Annotated in this window: 10 protein-coding genes; 9 read left to right on the forward strand and 1 reads right to left on the reverse strand. The window is 51.6% G+C overall.

The window, feature by feature from the left end; all coding sequences use genetic code 11:
• Positions 1-31: 31 nt before the first annotated feature.
• From sbcB to FG381_RS09660, 8 genes are all read left to right on the forward strand, one after another.
• The gene (gene sbcB / locus FG381_RS09625; protein ID WP_226960230.1) at positions 32-1,549 is read left to right on the forward strand and encodes an exodeoxyribonuclease I; all 1,518 of its coding nucleotides are present in this window, start codon (positions 32-34) and stop codon (positions 1,547-1,549) included.
• Positions 1,550-1,599: 50 nt separating this feature from the next.
• Positions 1,600-3,036: a cysteate racemase gene (gene cuyB, locus FG381_RS09630; RefSeq protein WP_139688597.1), complete on the forward strand. Its 1,437-nt coding sequence runs from the start codon at positions 1,600-1,602 to the stop codon at positions 3,034-3,036.
• Between the two features lie 89 nt (positions 3,037-3,125).
• On the forward strand, positions 3,126-4,028 hold the full coding sequence (locus tag FG381_RS09635) for an NAD(P)-dependent oxidoreductase (protein ID WP_139688598.1): 903 nt from the start codon (positions 3,126-3,128) through the stop codon (positions 4,026-4,028).
• Positions 4,029-4,127: 99 nt separating this feature from the next.
• Positions 4,128-6,200, forward strand: a complete 2,073-nt coding sequence (locus tag FG381_RS09640) for a glutamine--tRNA ligase (protein WP_139688599.1) — start codon at positions 4,128-4,130, stop codon at positions 6,198-6,200.
• Positions 6,201-6,419: 219 nt separating this feature from the next.
• The gene (locus FG381_RS09645; protein WP_139688600.1) at positions 6,420-6,749 is read left to right on the forward strand and encodes an FMN-binding protein; all 330 of its coding nucleotides are present in this window, start codon (positions 6,420-6,422) and stop codon (positions 6,747-6,749) included.
• A gap of 122 nt (positions 6,750-6,871) precedes the next feature.
• Positions 6,872-8,005: an FAD:protein FMN transferase gene (locus FG381_RS09650; protein ID WP_139688601.1), complete on the forward strand. Its 1,134-nt coding sequence runs from the start codon at positions 6,872-6,874 to the stop codon at positions 8,003-8,005.
• A 56-nt stretch (positions 8,006-8,061) separates the two neighbouring features.
• Positions 8,062-11,523, forward strand: coding sequence for a DNA polymerase III subunit alpha (dnaE, locus tag FG381_RS09655; protein ID WP_228025631.1), 3,462 nt, complete (start codon positions 8,062-8,064; stop codon positions 11,521-11,523).
• A 6-nt stretch (positions 11,524-11,529) separates the two neighbouring features.
• Complete coding sequence (locus FG381_RS09660; protein WP_139688602.1) at positions 11,530-12,468, forward strand: glycosyltransferase; 939 nt, start codon at positions 11,530-11,532, stop codon at positions 12,466-12,468.
• Between the two features lie 60 nt (positions 12,469-12,528).
• On the opposite strand, the gene FG381_RS09665 is transcribed toward FG381_RS09660, so the two are convergent.
• Positions 12,529-13,416: a glycosyltransferase family 8 protein gene (locus FG381_RS09665; RefSeq protein ID WP_139688603.1), complete on the reverse strand. Its 888-nt coding sequence runs from the start codon at positions 13,414-13,416 to the stop codon at positions 12,529-12,531.
• A gap of 932 nt (positions 13,417-14,348) precedes the next feature.
• Between FG381_RS09665 and FG381_RS09670 the strand changes: the two genes are divergently transcribed.
• On the forward strand, positions 14,349-15,842 hold the full coding sequence (locus tag FG381_RS09670; RefSeq protein WP_139687003.1) for an ISNCY family transposase: 1,494 nt from the start codon (positions 14,349-14,351) through the stop codon (positions 15,840-15,842).
• Positions 15,843-15,885 lie beyond the last annotated feature (43 nt).

Consider the following 15,885-nt stretch of genomic DNA (forward strand, 5'->3'; position numbering starts at 1 on the left):
TCGACAGAGTAAGACAGGAAATTTGAAGCAGATGACGCAAATGAAGCCCCGGAACCCCACTTTCTACTGGTATGACTACGAAACCTTCGGCGTTGATCCGAAGCGGAATCGTCCCGCACAATTTGCAGGCCGCCGTACGGGCCTCGATTTTGAGCCCGTGTCGGAGGGTGAGGTTTTCTATTGCCGCCCGTCCATGGATCAGCTGCCAAGCCCGGAGAGCTCGCTTCTCACAGGCATTACACCGCAGCTCTGCGAAGAAAAGGGATTGAAGGAAACCGAGTTCGCGCGCGATGTCTGGGAGCGGATGAATACTCCCGGAACGGTGAGCATCGGCTACAACACGCTCGGATTTGACGATGAAGTGAATCGCTTCCTTTTCTGGCGCAATTTCCTCGACGCTTATCAGCACAGCTGGGCGAACGGCTGCTCCCGGTGGGATCTTTTCCCTGTCGTCTGCGCCGCCTGGGCGCTCCGCGGCGACGCCATCAAGTGGCCGAAGTGGGAAGAGATTGATCCGGCGGTGTACCCGAAAGCTGCCGGCAGAAGCGGCGTCTGCTTCAAGCTCGAATTTCTGACCATAGCCAACGGCATTGAGCATGGACATGCTCACGATGCGCTTTCGGACGTTGAGGCGACGATCGGACTTGCAAGACTTCTCGCTGAGAAAGAGCCTCGTCTTTGGCAGTGGGCCTTTGAAAATCGTACGAAAGAAAAGGTGCTTGCGGCCATCGGCGACACCAAGCCGGTCGTGTGGGTAACGCCCCGCTTCGGCATCGCGCGTGGATGCACCGGCATTGCCGCCTGCTTCTATCAGGACAAGAACGATTGCTGGATGTGGGATCTGATGGAGGATCCCACGATTCTGCGCACGCTTTCACTTGACGACTTCCGCAAACGAGCATTCCCGACGGCTGAAGATCGTGCGGCAGGTGTAGCCCGCCTGCCGATCCGTCAGCTGAAGGCCAATGCGTCGCCCTTTGTCTGCTCGAACCTTCGCGTGCTCTCGCGAGACCGGGCAGCGCAGTACGGCATCGATTTCGAGGTGGTTCAGCAGAACCTCGCAAAGCTTCAGGAAATCATTCCGCTCATTCAGACGGTTTTCGCGGAAGTCCTGGGGATGCGCTTTGCGGATGAAAAGCTTGAAGTCCACCCGGACCCGGATACGTCGCTTTATTCGTCAGGGTTCGCTAGTGCCAACGACAAGGTGCAGTTCGCGAAAATTCGCGAATCCACACCTCAAGATCTCAAAAAACTCTCTGAAAGCGGAGCGCTTCACTTTGATGATCCGCAGTTCATCGAAATGCTTCTTCGCTACCGCGCCCGCAACTGGCCGGAAACCTTGTCTTCAGAAGATGCGGCGCACTGGAAGGCGCTTTGCCGTCGACGCCTGATGGAAGGCGAAGACCGGGCGCTTACCGTGAGTCAATACTTTGAAGAAATTGATCGGGCTCAGGAGAGCGGTCAGTTTGACGACGAAATGCATCAGGAAATCCTGGGCGCGCTCTATGAATGGGGCGAACGCCTTGGCGAATTCGCGAGCGAGGACTAAAGTGGAAGTCCGAGTCGCTTGAGGTCTAATAAATTTTGAGGAGAGACAACATGGGATTCAAAAAAATTGGCGTCGCGTGTGGTGTAAATCCGCTCCCGGGGCTCAAGATCAAGGCCTGGCTCATTGCCACGGGCTCCGACCTCGATATGGAAGTCGAGGTCGTCGAATCGGCTCAAGAAATGCCGCTTGAGCCGCCGACGCCGAGGATCGCGCTGGGCGACCGCAAGATTGCGGCTTTCCTCGCGGCTTCGGAACTCCAGAAAGCCGGCTGCGAAGCCGTCATCATCCCGGATGTCAGAACGGAACCCTTCCTTCCTGAACTCCAGAAGGAGCTTCAGGTTCCGGTGATCTCGCTTCTTGCGGGGCTCCCCGAAAGCCTCAAAGCCGAAGGCATCCGCAGGATTGGTCTTCTGGGACGTGCCGTGCCGCAGGACTTTTATGAGAAGATTTTCGGCGCCGACTTTGAGTTCGTGAAGCTCGCTGAAGACCTCACGCCGATCTACGATATCCTGCAGAGCCCGGGCGAAGCCCTCAAAAAGCACGGCTTCTCTCCAGAGAACGAAGAGATGATGATGAAGGCGGGCGAGAAGCTTCTGGAAGCCGGTGCGGAAGTGCTCATCCCGAACTGCACGCAGATGGCGCGCTTTGCGGAAGAGCTGCGTCTGCGGGGACTCCCCGTCATCGACCTCCTGAGAAATGCCGCCGTGGAAGCCGTCAAGGCGACGCCGAAGCGCCTCCCGAAGCCCTTCAAGGTGGGCCTCATCGGCGGTCTCGGGCCCGCGGCAACGGTGGACCTTTACGACAAGATAGTGAAGGCGACGCCCGCGAAGACGGACCAGGAACACATCAAGGTAGTGGTTGAGCAGAATCCGCAGATCCCTGACCGGACGGCGGCGCTTCTTCGCGGCGGCGTGGACCCGACGCTTGCAATGTTCAACTGCGCGAAGCGCCTCGAGGACGACGAATGCGACGCGATCATCGTTCCCTGCAATACGGCGCATGCGTTCCTTCCTTATCTCCAGCGCTTCATCCGCACGCCCTTCATCAACATGCAGCAGGCAGCGCTCGATGAAATCAAGGCGAAGCTCGGCGACAAGGCTCGGATCGGACTTCTCGCTACGACCGGTACCGTCCAGACGGGCATTTACTCCGACAAGGCGAAAGCCATGGGGCTTGCCATGTTTGTGCCGGATGCCGAGCACCAGGAGCGTGTCATGGCGGCGATTTACGGACCGAAGGGCGCCAAGGCGGGCTATACCGACGGCGTCTGCCGTGAGGATCTGCTTTCGGCTGCAGAAGTGCTTGTGCGCGACCATGGCTGCAACTGCCTGATCCTCGGCTGCACGGAACTCCCGCTGATTCTCGATGAGTCGGACGACTTTGAAGTTGCGGGCGCGCATGTGGTGGTCATCGACCCGACGGCAGCGCTCGCGCGCAAGGTTGTGAAGACCGCTGAAGAAGCTTTCGAGCGTACCGGCATTCACTGATCACTTTGAAATCACCGCTGCCGTGCGAAGGGCAATTTGCCTTCCGCACGGCGGGAACCCCTTTTTCCGCATTCCCCGGACAGACTCCTATGCAGACCAAAAACTATCCTCAGACCGAACCCCTATCGGTAGCCTTCATCGGCCTCGGCGTCATGGGGTATCCCATGGCCGGTCATCTTGCGCGTGCGGGTCACAAAGTCTCTGTCTACAACCGCACGACGGCAAAGGCCGAGCGCTGGGCGGCTGAGTTCGGCGGCCGGATCGTGGAAACGCCGCGTGAGGCTGCAGAGGGCGCTCAGGTTGTCTTTGCCTGTGTCGGCAACGACGATGACCTGAGAAGCGTCGTCCTTGGTGAAAACGGAGCGTTGGCCGGCATGGCGGAAGGAGCGGTGTTTGTGGACCACACGACGGCAAGCGCCATGGTCGAGCGCGAGCTCGCCCTCGAGGCTCATAAGCAGGGCGTCGACTGGGTGGATGCGCCGGTGTCTGGCGGTCAGGCAGGCGCCGAAAACGGATGCCTCACGGTGCTTCTCGGGGGCGAAGCCTCGGTCTGCTCCCGGATCGATCCGGTGCTCCGGGCTTACAGCAGTCAGATCACGCATTTCGGTGCGGTAGGCTCCGGGCAACTCGCCAAGATGGTGAACCAGATCTGCATTGCAGGGTGCGTTCAGGGGCTCGCTGAGGGCCTTGCCTTCGGCATGAATGCCGGACTCGATATGGATAAGCTCATTTCCGCGCTTTCGGGCGGAGCGGCTTCGTCGTGGCAGATGGTCAACCGCAGCAAAACCATGGTCGAAGGCAAGTTCGACTTCGGCTTTGCGATTGACTGGATGAGGAAGGACCTCGGCATTGCGCTCAATGAAGCCGAAAGGAACGGCTCGAAGCTCGACGTTGCCCGTCAGGTTCTCGGGTTCTATGACGAGCTGAGCGCAAAAGGCGACGGGAGGCTCGACACCTCGAGCCTGATTCTGCGCCTGCCCCGCAAAGCGTAAGAAAACAAACGCCGCGCTAAAATTCAAACTTTCATCTTTAACCGGCGCCCTCAGGTCGGCGTCGGTTTTTTCTCTCTTTCCCAGGATTCAAGAAACGCGATGAGCGACAACACGGAAGCCCAGACCGGGCGTGCAACCAACTTCATTCGCAACATCATCGAAGAGGATCTGGCTGAAGGCGCCAATCAGCCGCGCTATTGGTGCGGCTATCCGGCTCCCTATTCCGAGGAGCTCGAGAAAGGCCAGCCCGATACGGCGAAAATCCGTACGCGTTTCCCGCCGGAGCCGAACGGCTACCTCCACATCGGTCACGCGAAGAGCATCTGCCTCAACTTCGGTCTCGCCCGCGATTACGGCGGCCGCTGCCACATGCGCTTTGACGACACCAATCCCGTGAAGGAGGATCAGGAGTACGTCGACGGCATTCTCGACAGCGTCCGCTGGCTCGGCTTCTCCTGGGAGCACGGCAGCGAAAAGAACCTTTATTTCGCAAGCTCCTACTTTGAGTACATGTACGCTTTTGCCGAACACCTCATCAAGACGGGCTACGCCTATGTGGATGAGCAGACGGCAGACGAAATGCGCGACAACCGCGGCACGTTGAAGGAACCGGGAAAGAACTCTCCCTACCGTGATCGTTCGGTTGAGGAGAATCTGCGCATCTTCCGCGAAATGAGAGACGGCAAGCACGCCGAAGGTTCGATGGTGCTTCGCGCCCGCATCGACATGGCGAGCCCCAACATCAACCTTCGCGATCCGGCGATCTACCGCATCCGCTTTGCTGAACACCATTCGACGGGCAACAAGTGGTGCATCTATCCGATGTACACCTTCGCGCACCCGATCGAGGATTCGCTCGAAAACATCACTCACTCGATCTGCACGCTCGAATTCGAAGACCAGCGTGCTTTCTATGACTGGGCGCTTGAGCGCGTGATCCCGGTGCTTCGCACTCCCCAGTATGAGGAAGCGCAGAAGATCGTTGCCGCGATGGCAAAGGGCGAGGATGCAAGAGCCATGGCTTTCGCTGCGGCAGCTTATGCGGCGCGCGAGAAGCTCGGTCAGAGCGCTCCGGAAGCAGAAGTTGCGAAGCTTTTCGAAGGCTGGAAGGATGGCGTGCCCGCCGACCTCTCGGATGCGTCCGTGAAGCACTTCTTCGAAGTGCTCCTCGCGCATCCGGAAAACTTCACTCCGCTCCTTCAGGCAGCGCTCTCGGCGACGGTGAGAAAGAACTTCTTCCTCCTCTCGCATCAGTACGAATTCAACCGTCTGAACCTCACGTATGTGGTGGTGAGCAAGCGCAAGCTCATTCAGCTCGTCACGGAACATTACGTCGACGGCTGGGACGATCCCCGCATGCCCACGATCGTGGGTCTGCGCCGCCGCGGCTTTACGCCGGAAAGCCTCCAGACCTTTGCGGAACGCTGCGGCGTTTCCCGCGTTGCGGGCGGCTGGATCGACTATTCCGTGCTTGAGCAGTGCCTGCGCGAGGACCTCGAAGCGCGTGCTGAGCGCCGCATGACGGTGCTTCATCCCCTGAAGCTCATCATCGACAATTATCCGGAAGGTCAGTCTGAAACGCTGATCGCGGAAAATCATCCGCAGAAGCCCGAAATGGGAACGCGTGAAATCACTTTCTCGCGCGAGCTCTGGATTGAGGAGAGTGATTTTGCGGAAGTGCCGCCCAAGGGCTTCCGCCGTCTCACGATCCCGGCTGACGGGTCTCCCGCCAAGCCCGTGCGTCTGCGCTACGGCTACGTGATCGTCCCGACCTCGTTTGAAAAGGATGCTTCCGGGAAGGTGATAGCAGTGCATGCAAATTACCTCCCTGAAACGCGCTCCGGCACCGAAGGCTCGATGAGCGTGAAGACGAAGGCCACCATTCACTGGCTGGACGCCGGGACGGCAAAGGCCGCGGAAGTGCGCGTCTACGACCGGCTCTTCTGCGAACCCAATCCGGAAGCAGGCGAAGGAAGCTTCCTCGACCGTCTCACGCCCAATTCGAAGACGATTCTCCAGTCGTTTGTGGAGCCCTGCACGGCAGAGGCAAAGCCTGACGACAAGTTCCAGTTCGAGCGCAGCGGCTACTTCGTTGCCGACCGCAAGGATCATTCGCCGGAACACCCTGTCTTCAATCTGTCCGTCGGACTTCGCGATTCCTGGGGAAAATAAGGTATTTTGCCTAATCCAAGAGAAGTCTCTCCAATGGGAGAGGCTTCTCTGAAATTCCGAAAATTTCCTGTGATATGATGAGCCGTCGCCGGGAGATAGGATAAAACCCTCCCAGGTTCATTTCTGCCGATCGGGCGCAGAGGAAGGGATAAACGATTCAGCCCTTCTCAAGGCGCCCTATGGCCCAAAGCGCATTTCATTTGAAAGGTACTGCATATCATGAAGAAGATTATTGTTGCCGCTGCTGCTGCTCTTCTCGCCGTCGGCGCCCAGGCTGCCACCTACAAGGATGGCTCCTACACGGGTGAAGGCAAGGGCCGTGAGTCCGTCATCACCGTTCAGGTTGATGTCAAGGGCGGCAAGATTGCCGACGTCAAGGTTGTGAAGCACGGCGAAACCGAAATGATCATCGCTGCTCCGATCGAACAGATGATCCCGGAAATCGTCAAGAAGAACGGCGTTGAAGGTGTTGACTCCGTCGGCGGCGCCACGCTCTCCTCCGAGGGCATCAAGGCTGCCGTTAAGGATGCTCTCTCGAAGGCCCAGTAATCTCGGGATTGAGCTGAGACGCTCTTAAAGCGCCTCATCAGTCATAAGGGGGACCGCTATTGAAGCGCCATCCCCCTTTTTTATTGCTTCTCCAGAAGAATTGCTGCTCTTTGTGAGAAACCATGCTTCGTCATTCTCTTTCTTTCCTTGTCCCCGGTAGAACGCTTCGACTGCTTGCCGTTTCTTTGGCCATTGCTGCCGCCATCGGCTTTTCTTTCCCTCCGGAAAGCGTATCGGCGGCACCTGCGTCCGCGTCTCAGGAGGCTGAAGCCGCAGAATACGAGCTCGACACCACGACCCTTCATATGGGAACGGTGGTGAGCGCGAAGCTCCTCGGAAAAACGCCTGAAGCTGTGAAGCGCTATGCCGAACTTGTGGAGTCGGAAGTGAAGCGCTATGACGACATGATGAGCGTGCACAAGGAAACGCCCCTGAATGAAGTCAACCGCCGTGCCGGGGAAGCCGTGCCGGTGACGCCGGAAATCGCTGAAATGTCGAGAATGGCACTGAAGATTGCCGATGAAACCGGGAGCGCCTTTGAGCCCATGATCGGCCCGCTCGTCAACCTCTGGAAGATCGGCTTCGGCGGAAATGAAGTGCCCTCAGACGAAGCAATCAAAAAGGCGATTGAACTCGTTGATCACCGCAAGGTCCGCGTCTGGGAAGACAAGGGACAATGGTTCATGCAGATCGGCAAGGGCCAGAACGTCGATATGGGCGCCATTGCCAAGGGCTACATCGGCCAGAAGCTCGCTGAGAAGCTCGTTGTGGCGGGAGCCACGCACGGTCTCCTGGATCTCGGCGGCAATGTCGTTGCTATCGGTGAAAAATTTCCCGGACAGCCCTGGCGCATCGGGCTCCGGAGCCCGGACAAGGAACGCGGCAGCTATTTCGCCGTCATTTCTGCAGCGAACGAGAGCGTCATTACCTCCGGCGCGTATGAACGCAACTTCGAAAAGAACGGTCGTCGGTACGGCCATATTTTGAGTCCGGTAACCGGTCGACCGGTGACGACGGACATTGCGTCCGTCACGATTGTCGACAGCCATGGGGCTCGCGCTGATGCGCTCTGCACGGCGCTTTTCGCAATGGGCTGGGATAAGGCGGAAGCTTTCCTCAGGGCCCACCCGGAAGTGCATGCGGTGCTCCTCAAAGAGAATCTTGAGGATGCGCTCGTTTCGGAGGCTCTGCGCAATAAAATTCAGCCATACGATTCGAACCTCAGAATGCACTTCATCGAGCAGCAAGGAAGCTGATTCCTTTTCTGCATGAACGGCGCCGATATCCCGACATCGGCGCACATGACGGCGCTTTGGGTTCTGAACCTTTGGCGCCGTTTTTGCATCCGTACTCTTTAAGCACCCACATGACCGATCCTCGCTTCATCCATCTCCGGTTCCATTCCGAATATTCGATTACAGACGGCATCGTTCGCGTGGATCCCATGATCCATGCAGTGGAAAAGAGCGGAGGCGTTGCCATCGGCATCTGCGACCTGATGAATATTTTTGGCGGCCTGCGCTTTTATACGCATGCGCTCGCTGCCGGCATCAAGCCGATTCTCGGATGCGACTTGAAGGTCATGAATCCGAAGGACCTGAAGAAGCCGTATCGGCTCGGGGTCTACTGCATGAATCATGAGGGCTACCACTCCCTCTGCGTGCTCCTCACGAAAGCGTTTCTTACGAAGAACGACGCTGCCCGCGGGTTGATTGACCCCGCCTGGTTTGATAACGGCGGCGGGAAGGGTCTCATTTGCCTCTCGGGCGCCTCGCAGGGCGAACTCGGACAGCTCCTTCTATCGAAGCGCTGGGCGCTCGCAGAAGAGGCGCTCGAGCGCTATAAGGCCTGGTTCCCGGACTGCTTCTATGTTGAACTCCAGCGTGCCGGACGACCTTCCGACGAGCTTGCTACCGCGCGACTGGCGAATTTTGCCACCGAACACCGGATTCCGGTCGTAGCGACCCATCCGATTCAGTTCCTCAACAAGGAAGATTTTGAAGCGCATGAAGTGCGCTGCTCCATTGCAGAGGGCTATACGCTCCAAGATCCGCGTCGGAGCAGAAGCTTTACGGAAGAGCAGTACTTTAAGAGCGAAGACGAAATGTGCGAGCTCTTCAAGGACATCCCGGCTGCGCTCGTCAACTCCGTTGAAATCGCAAAGCGCTGCAATCTTGACGGCGTGCTCTCGAAACCACAGCTCCCGCTTTTCCCCACGCCTGACGGCATGTCGCTTGACGACTACATCGACAAGCTCTCTAAGGAAGGCCTCCAGAAGCGCCTCGAGTTTCTTTATCCGGATCCCAAGGTTCTGGAAGAGAAGCGTCCGGCTTACGACAAGCGCCTCGAATACGAACTCGGCATCATCAAGGGCATGAAGTTCCCGGGGTACTTTCTTATCGTTCAGGACTTCATCAACTGGTCGAAGCGAAACGGCGTTCCGGTGGGGCCGGGACGCGGATCAGGCGCAGGTTCGCTTGTCGCTTATTCTCTTGGCATTACGGATCTGGATCCGCTTCATTTCGACCTCCTTTTTGAACGCTTCCTCAATCCGGAACGCGTGTCCATGCCTGACTTCGACGTGGACTTCTGTCAGTACAACCGCGACCGCACAATTGACTATGTGAAGCGTGCGTACGGTGCTGACGCCGTGAGCCAGATTGCAACATTTGGAACGTTGGGCGCCAAGGCCGTGGTGCGCGACGTCGGCCGCGCACTGGACGTTCCCTACATGAAAACGGATGCGCTCTCGAAGCTCATTCCGATGCAGCCCGGCAGAAATATTTCGCTTGACGAAGCGATTGCTGAAGTGCCGGAATTCAAGGACGCGATCGAAAACGACGACGAATATAAGGAAATCATTCGGATCGCGAAGCCCCTCGAAGGTCTCACGCGAAACCTCGGCATGCACGCCGGCGGCGTGCTGATTGCGCCGGGGAAACTCACGGACTTCTGCCCACTCTATAACTCCGACGGGCGTCCTGAAAATACGATCAGCCAGTTCGATAAAAAGGACGTGGAAAATGTCGGCTTGGTGAAGTTCGACTTTCTTGGCCTCACCACGCTTTCCATCCTGGCAAAAGCTGTTGAGTTCATCGACAAGCTCTATCCGGAACAGCATTTCGAATTGGAACGCATTCCGGTAGATGACGTTGAAACCTATGAACTCTTCCAACAGGGCAATACCGCTGCCGTATTCCAGTTTGAATCGGAAGGCATGCGCACGCTTCTCAAGCAGGCGAAGCCCGACCGCCTTGAAGACCTGGTTGCTTTAAACGCGCTCTATCGTCCGGGCCCGATGGATCTGATTCCGTCCTTTATTGACCGAAAATTCGGCCGAGAGAAAGTGGAATACCTTGACCAGCGCATGGAGCCGGTGCTCAAGGAAACCTACGGCATCATGGTTTATCAGGAACAGGTGATGCGAGTCGCCCAGGTGGTTGGCGGCTACTCGCTTGGCGGCGCAGACCTGCTGCGTCGCGCCATGGGTAAAAAGAACGTCGAGGAAATGAAGCGTCAGCGCGCTGTTTTTGTTAAGGGCGCCGCTGAACGCAACGTCAAGGAATCGGTTGCGACTGAAATTTTCGACTTGATGGAGAAATTTGCGGGATACGGCTTCAATAAATCCCACGCAGCGGCCTATTCCTATGTCGCCTATCAGACGGCTTATCTCAAGGTGCACCACACCTCATCCTTCTATGCAGCCAACCTCTGCATGGTGATGGATGACGGCGATAAGATGAACGCGCTTGTCACCGATGCAAAAAACAACGGCATTAATTTCCTGATTGCTGATATCAACCAGAGCGACTGGTTCTTCTCGGTTCCTAACGAAGCGCAGATTCGTTTTGGTCTCGGCGCCATAAAAGGCATCAACCGATCTGTGGTCGAAAGCATTATCAGAAGCCGCAAGGAGGAAGGTCCGTACACGGACATCTTCAACTTTGCCAAGCGCGTACCGGAGATCAATCAGAAGATTTTTGAGAGCCTGATCAAAGCTGGCGCCTTTGATTCCATTGATCGCAGAAGGAATGTCCTGCTTGCCAACGTGAGTGATGCAATTCAGTATTCAAGAGGGCTTCAGGATCATCTAGGGCAGGATGCACTTTTTGGTGAGGAAGTGGCTACCCCCCTACTTAAAGAAGACTCTCCGATAGAGTCTAAAGCCCTGGAATGGGAGAAAAGTGTTTATGGTTTTTGGGTTAGTGGCCATCCTTATGAACAGTACAGAAACTTGTTTCGAAATGAATTGGGTCGTAAACGATTACTTGATCTAGTCCCTGGAAGAGAAACAATTCATGTAACTGGTCTTGTAGGGGAAGTGAGACAGGTAGTAGGGAAGAAGGGGGCATTCGGTATCGTTAAACTGGATGATGGTTCAAGCGTGATCGAATTACTGATTTATACCACGGTCTGGGAAAAATATAAAAATAAAATTGAGAATGGTAATTTCTTGGAAGCAGTTGGAAAAGTAAAATTTGATGACTATACAAAACAATTATCCATAGTTGTTGATGGCATTGATGATTTGACGGGGTATTTTAGTGCGCATGTTTCTCGTATTATGATAAGACCATGCTACCACACTCTATATCTAGAAAAAATTAAAAATATAGTGAGTAATAATTCTAGTTCTGCAGGGGCCCCTAAGGTATGCTTATTATATAGAAATGAAAAAAATAAATTAACAGGAGTCATCGAGTTGGGGGGCTTTTCATATAATGTTTCGGCACTGATTAAACTAACAGATTTTATTAATATTGATATTCTATAATAAATTATGAAGAAATTAACAGTATTAATGCCCGTATATAATGGCCGTTTAGATTGGGTAGAGGGGGCTGTTTCCTCTATACTAAATCAAAGTTTTCGTGATTTTAACTTTTTGATTATTAATGACGGATCTAATCAGGAAATGACGGAGTTCTTGATGTCCTTACCATCAAGGGATGGTAGGATTAAAATATTAAATAATGATGGGAATAAGGGATTGGTTTATTCGCTCAATCGAGGTCTAGAAGAATCCGGTACTGAGTGGGTTGCCCGGATGGATGCTGACGATTGGGCATTCCCTCATAGACTAGAAGTGCAAATGGATTATTTAGAAAATTCTAAGAGTGTTTCAGTTTTAGGAACAAAAGCAGTCTATTTAGAAGATGGAAAGCCAGTATTAAAGAAAAATTTACCATTAACAATGGAGAATATTGCTGCTAGTCTGCCATTTTATTGTTGTATATGCCACCCTACTGTGATATTGAATAGAAAAGCTGTATTGTCGGTTGGTGGATATCCGAATGTGAAGAATGCAGAAGACTATGCATTATGGTTAGAGTTGCTAAGAACCAAAAAATATAACTTTATTAATCTAGATTCTATCTGTTTAAGATATAGAAGAGGATTGGAAAGGAAAGAATATAGACAAATTCAAGTTTCTTCATCTTATAGAGTGAGAGATCTATTTTTTAACCAGCTTGGTCTTGATGTCCATTCAATCTGTAGAGGAAACTTATGGGAGTTGCATAATATTATTGTTTCTAAAATTTTGTTGTTGCATCCAGATGCCAATAGATCTATTTTAATGATTAATGCTGATAAATTTATATTGGATTTGTTGCGTTCTAAAAATTGCAGTATACCATCGACAATACTTGAATATCAAAAATGGAAATTTTATTATTTGTGGCATAAATTTAATTCGACTTTTGATGACTTGAGATAAATTTATTTTTAGTTGTTTTATAACAAATCACGAAAACTGCTCTTTTATCGGGGCAGACGCTTATTTTAATCTTTTTTTCCAAAGAGGAATAGAAAACCAAGAATAATGCCTATATCCGTTATAATCTTCCTTTTTTAAAGAGGACGAAAGCTTATTTATGTTGTTAGTTTCTGTAAAATAATATTTATAGGGAATTGAATCTGGGTTTTTTACGTTCCAAGGCTTTTTTGATCCTGTATAATGGATTATTGCAGCATTTTCGATAATATCTATGGATGAATTTCTGATTTCTGCCATCGTTAGGTTGAATCTTTTGTTAATTTTCTTGATTTGTCCTTTAAATATTATATTTATAATATCTTGATCTTGGAAATTAATTTTTTTTGATTTTTCTATTTTTTCTGCGGCTGATATGATTTCATCACCACTAAACAACTGAGTGATTCTTTTAATATTGAACAATAAAACCCCTGCATTCACATAAATATCATCATTAAGTAAGCCAATATTGTTCTTGTAGTTTATTGCTTTGATGAATGTGTCTTCTACTCCTGCAAGACAGAAATTTTGAATATCAGTTTCCCATAAGTCATCAATATTGTGTCGAATGACGATATCTGCATCGAGATAGAGAATTTTGTCTTCAATATCTTTAAAAATTGTAGGAATAAGTAACCTAAAGTAGGTTTCAATGCTTGTATGTGGAATTGTTATTTTAATATTGTCGAAAATATAATTAGATATTTTGATTAGTTTAATATTTACCCGTGCGTTGTTATTCTGCAAATTGAGTATTTTTATTTTATTTTCCGCATCTAAATCGTTGAACAAGACGTATACTTTAATCAATTCTGAATTGGTGTAGGTAATGATTGATTTAATAATTTTAATTGTTTGTTCGTAGTATGAGTTATTAATTGCAAAACAAATTGATATGTATTTATTCATATTGTATTTCTATTATAAATAATATTTTCTACAAGCTCTGTCGATTTGCCAGTTGTTTTTTTAAAGATATTTAAAATGCTTTAATTGCATTAGCGAATATTAGAAAATAATTGGTGTGTAAATATAAAATGCGGATTAATATTAAATTTTAGAGTGTCTCTCTGTCTATTGACAAAACTGTCGACAAGTAGACATAAATTCTAAGTCCGCAACGCCAAGAATTGTTGGCGAGGTATCTTAAAGTTATTGGATAAATAGTTTTGTTTACGCTAATCGTTACGCCCCTCCAGAGGGAGATTGTTCGTAGGCCTTATAGGCAGCTAGAGATTGTGTGTTTGCAACTTTACTATTGATGCTGATCAGTTCATAAAATTCATTATGAACCAGTTAGCCCCATTTACCAAATGGAAAGCAACAGGTCACAGCAGACCATTGAGTCGAATTTTATCATCGACGAGTTTGTTAACGGTCAGCGTAAACGAGACTGTTTAGCCAACGACTTTGAGACGTGATACGCCAAGGATTTGAGACCATATACCGTATCTGACCGGGACGATATACCAACATCCTGTTGGCCTGGATACCTCCGCTACCACGAGACCCATTACCACTGAGACCCGATACCTCCGTAAAGAGAGATGGATTACCACAGGGATTGAGACTGCAAACCGCTCTGAATGAGACGGCATACCACTCTTGGTCAGCTTTACCTCTGCACTGAGACTACTTGCCCCAGCGGCAGAACTGCATACAAATGAATGGGACCCGATGCCATGACGAAATGAGATGAGATACCACAGCAATAAGACAGGATACCTCTGCATGAGACTACTGAATATGCTGAATATCGACAATGGTATTTCCTCTTAACATAATGTATTCCTTGGATATTAAGTCGAAATCCCTTCGGCTTAATTACCAAGGAGACTGCTATGTCGAAACAAGCAAGAAAGTCTCGGGGCCCTTCTGTTGTTGAGTCCGAAATCCCTCGGCTGACACCTCAGGAAATTTTTGAAGGCTACGAAAGGCATCTCTATAGCGTTGAGGATGCCAAGACATTGATGCAGATGCCTCGCAGCACGTTTATGCGGCATCTCAAGAACTGGCGAGAGACAGGTCGGCTGCCCTCACATACCGGTCAAGGGAATCGTGTTCCGGCCAATAAGCTCGATCCGCAGATCAGAGCGAGGATCATCGAGTTTGCAACAGGCAAATATGAGGGCTTCCAGGCAACCCTCCTGCATAAGTATTTGCTCATTGAGGGTATTGAGGTCTCCGTTGAAACGGTACGACGAATCCTGACAACACTTCGTCCGGAAGAAACTCCAAAGGAGCGCAGGTCGACCGCGCATAAGCTGCGCCGCCGCAGATCGAGCGTTGGGGAACTGATTCAAATTGACGGCAGTCCGCATCCATGGTTCGAGGGAACCGGAGACGATAACAGCTACGCGCTTCTCATCTTTGTCGATGACGCAACAAGCCGCATCATGGTCGCCGGCTTCTATCCAACAGAAACATCTGAAGGATATCTTCAGTTGCTGAATAAGTACATTGAAAAATATGGGATTCCATGGGCTCTGTACAGCGACAGACATTCCATCTTTGCCCCAGTAAATCCCTCGAAGAGCGGAAAATCCGAGGAAACACAATTTCAAAGAGTCTGTCGGGAGTTGGGGGTAACGGGGATACGGGCTAATTCGCCAGAAGCCAAAGGGCGGGTCGAGCGAACATTCAGCACGCTGCAGGGACGATGGCCAAAAGAGTTCCGTGTGCTGGGCATCAGAAATATGGCGGAAGCAAATTCACGAATGCCGGAATTGCTGGCGAGCTATAACCAAGAATTCGCAATTGCTCCCGCTGACTCTAAGGATAGCCACGCGCCGCTGCTGGAGGAAACGAAAGAACGCATTGAGCAGATCTTTGCCAGATGGCATACACGTATGATCAGCAGGAACCTGACGGTGTCCTACGGCAGCAAGACACTGCAGATTGTCGGGGTGGGCCGCTCCATGAGGGGAGCAATGATGAAGACTGAGTGCAATCTGCTGGAGTATGCCGATGGGCGGGTGGAAATCCTCTGGTGCGACGAGGTTGAACATCGCAAGCGGATCACCAAAGAGGGGCCGAGAATCCGAAAACGCTACCACGTGCTCGAATTCACGGAACACGACAGAACGAAATTGAAAATGTCAGTCGCAACACCGGAAGAAACGGCCAAGACACTGAATCACCGCGTTGATGAAGTGGGGCGTCAAAAGAAAGGAGACTCAGAAACGACGCAAAAGAGCCCCTGGCACGAAATGCAAAGGAGATCGGCTCTGAAAGCGATGGCGAAACGGGAGGAACTGAACCGAAAGATCGAAGAAGCGAAAGCAATCAATGCTCGTATTGCAGCAGCCAAGGAAAAGTTGAAGCCCAAGAGATAACTCAACGGTTGAAGCACCGTTGAGATGGTGGGTCGTTAAGGCG

This window comes from Sutterella faecalis (assembly GCF_006337085.1).
In the GTDB taxonomy this organism is placed as follows: Bacteria; Pseudomonadota; Gammaproteobacteria; order Burkholderiales; family Burkholderiaceae_F; genus Sutterella; species Sutterella faecalis.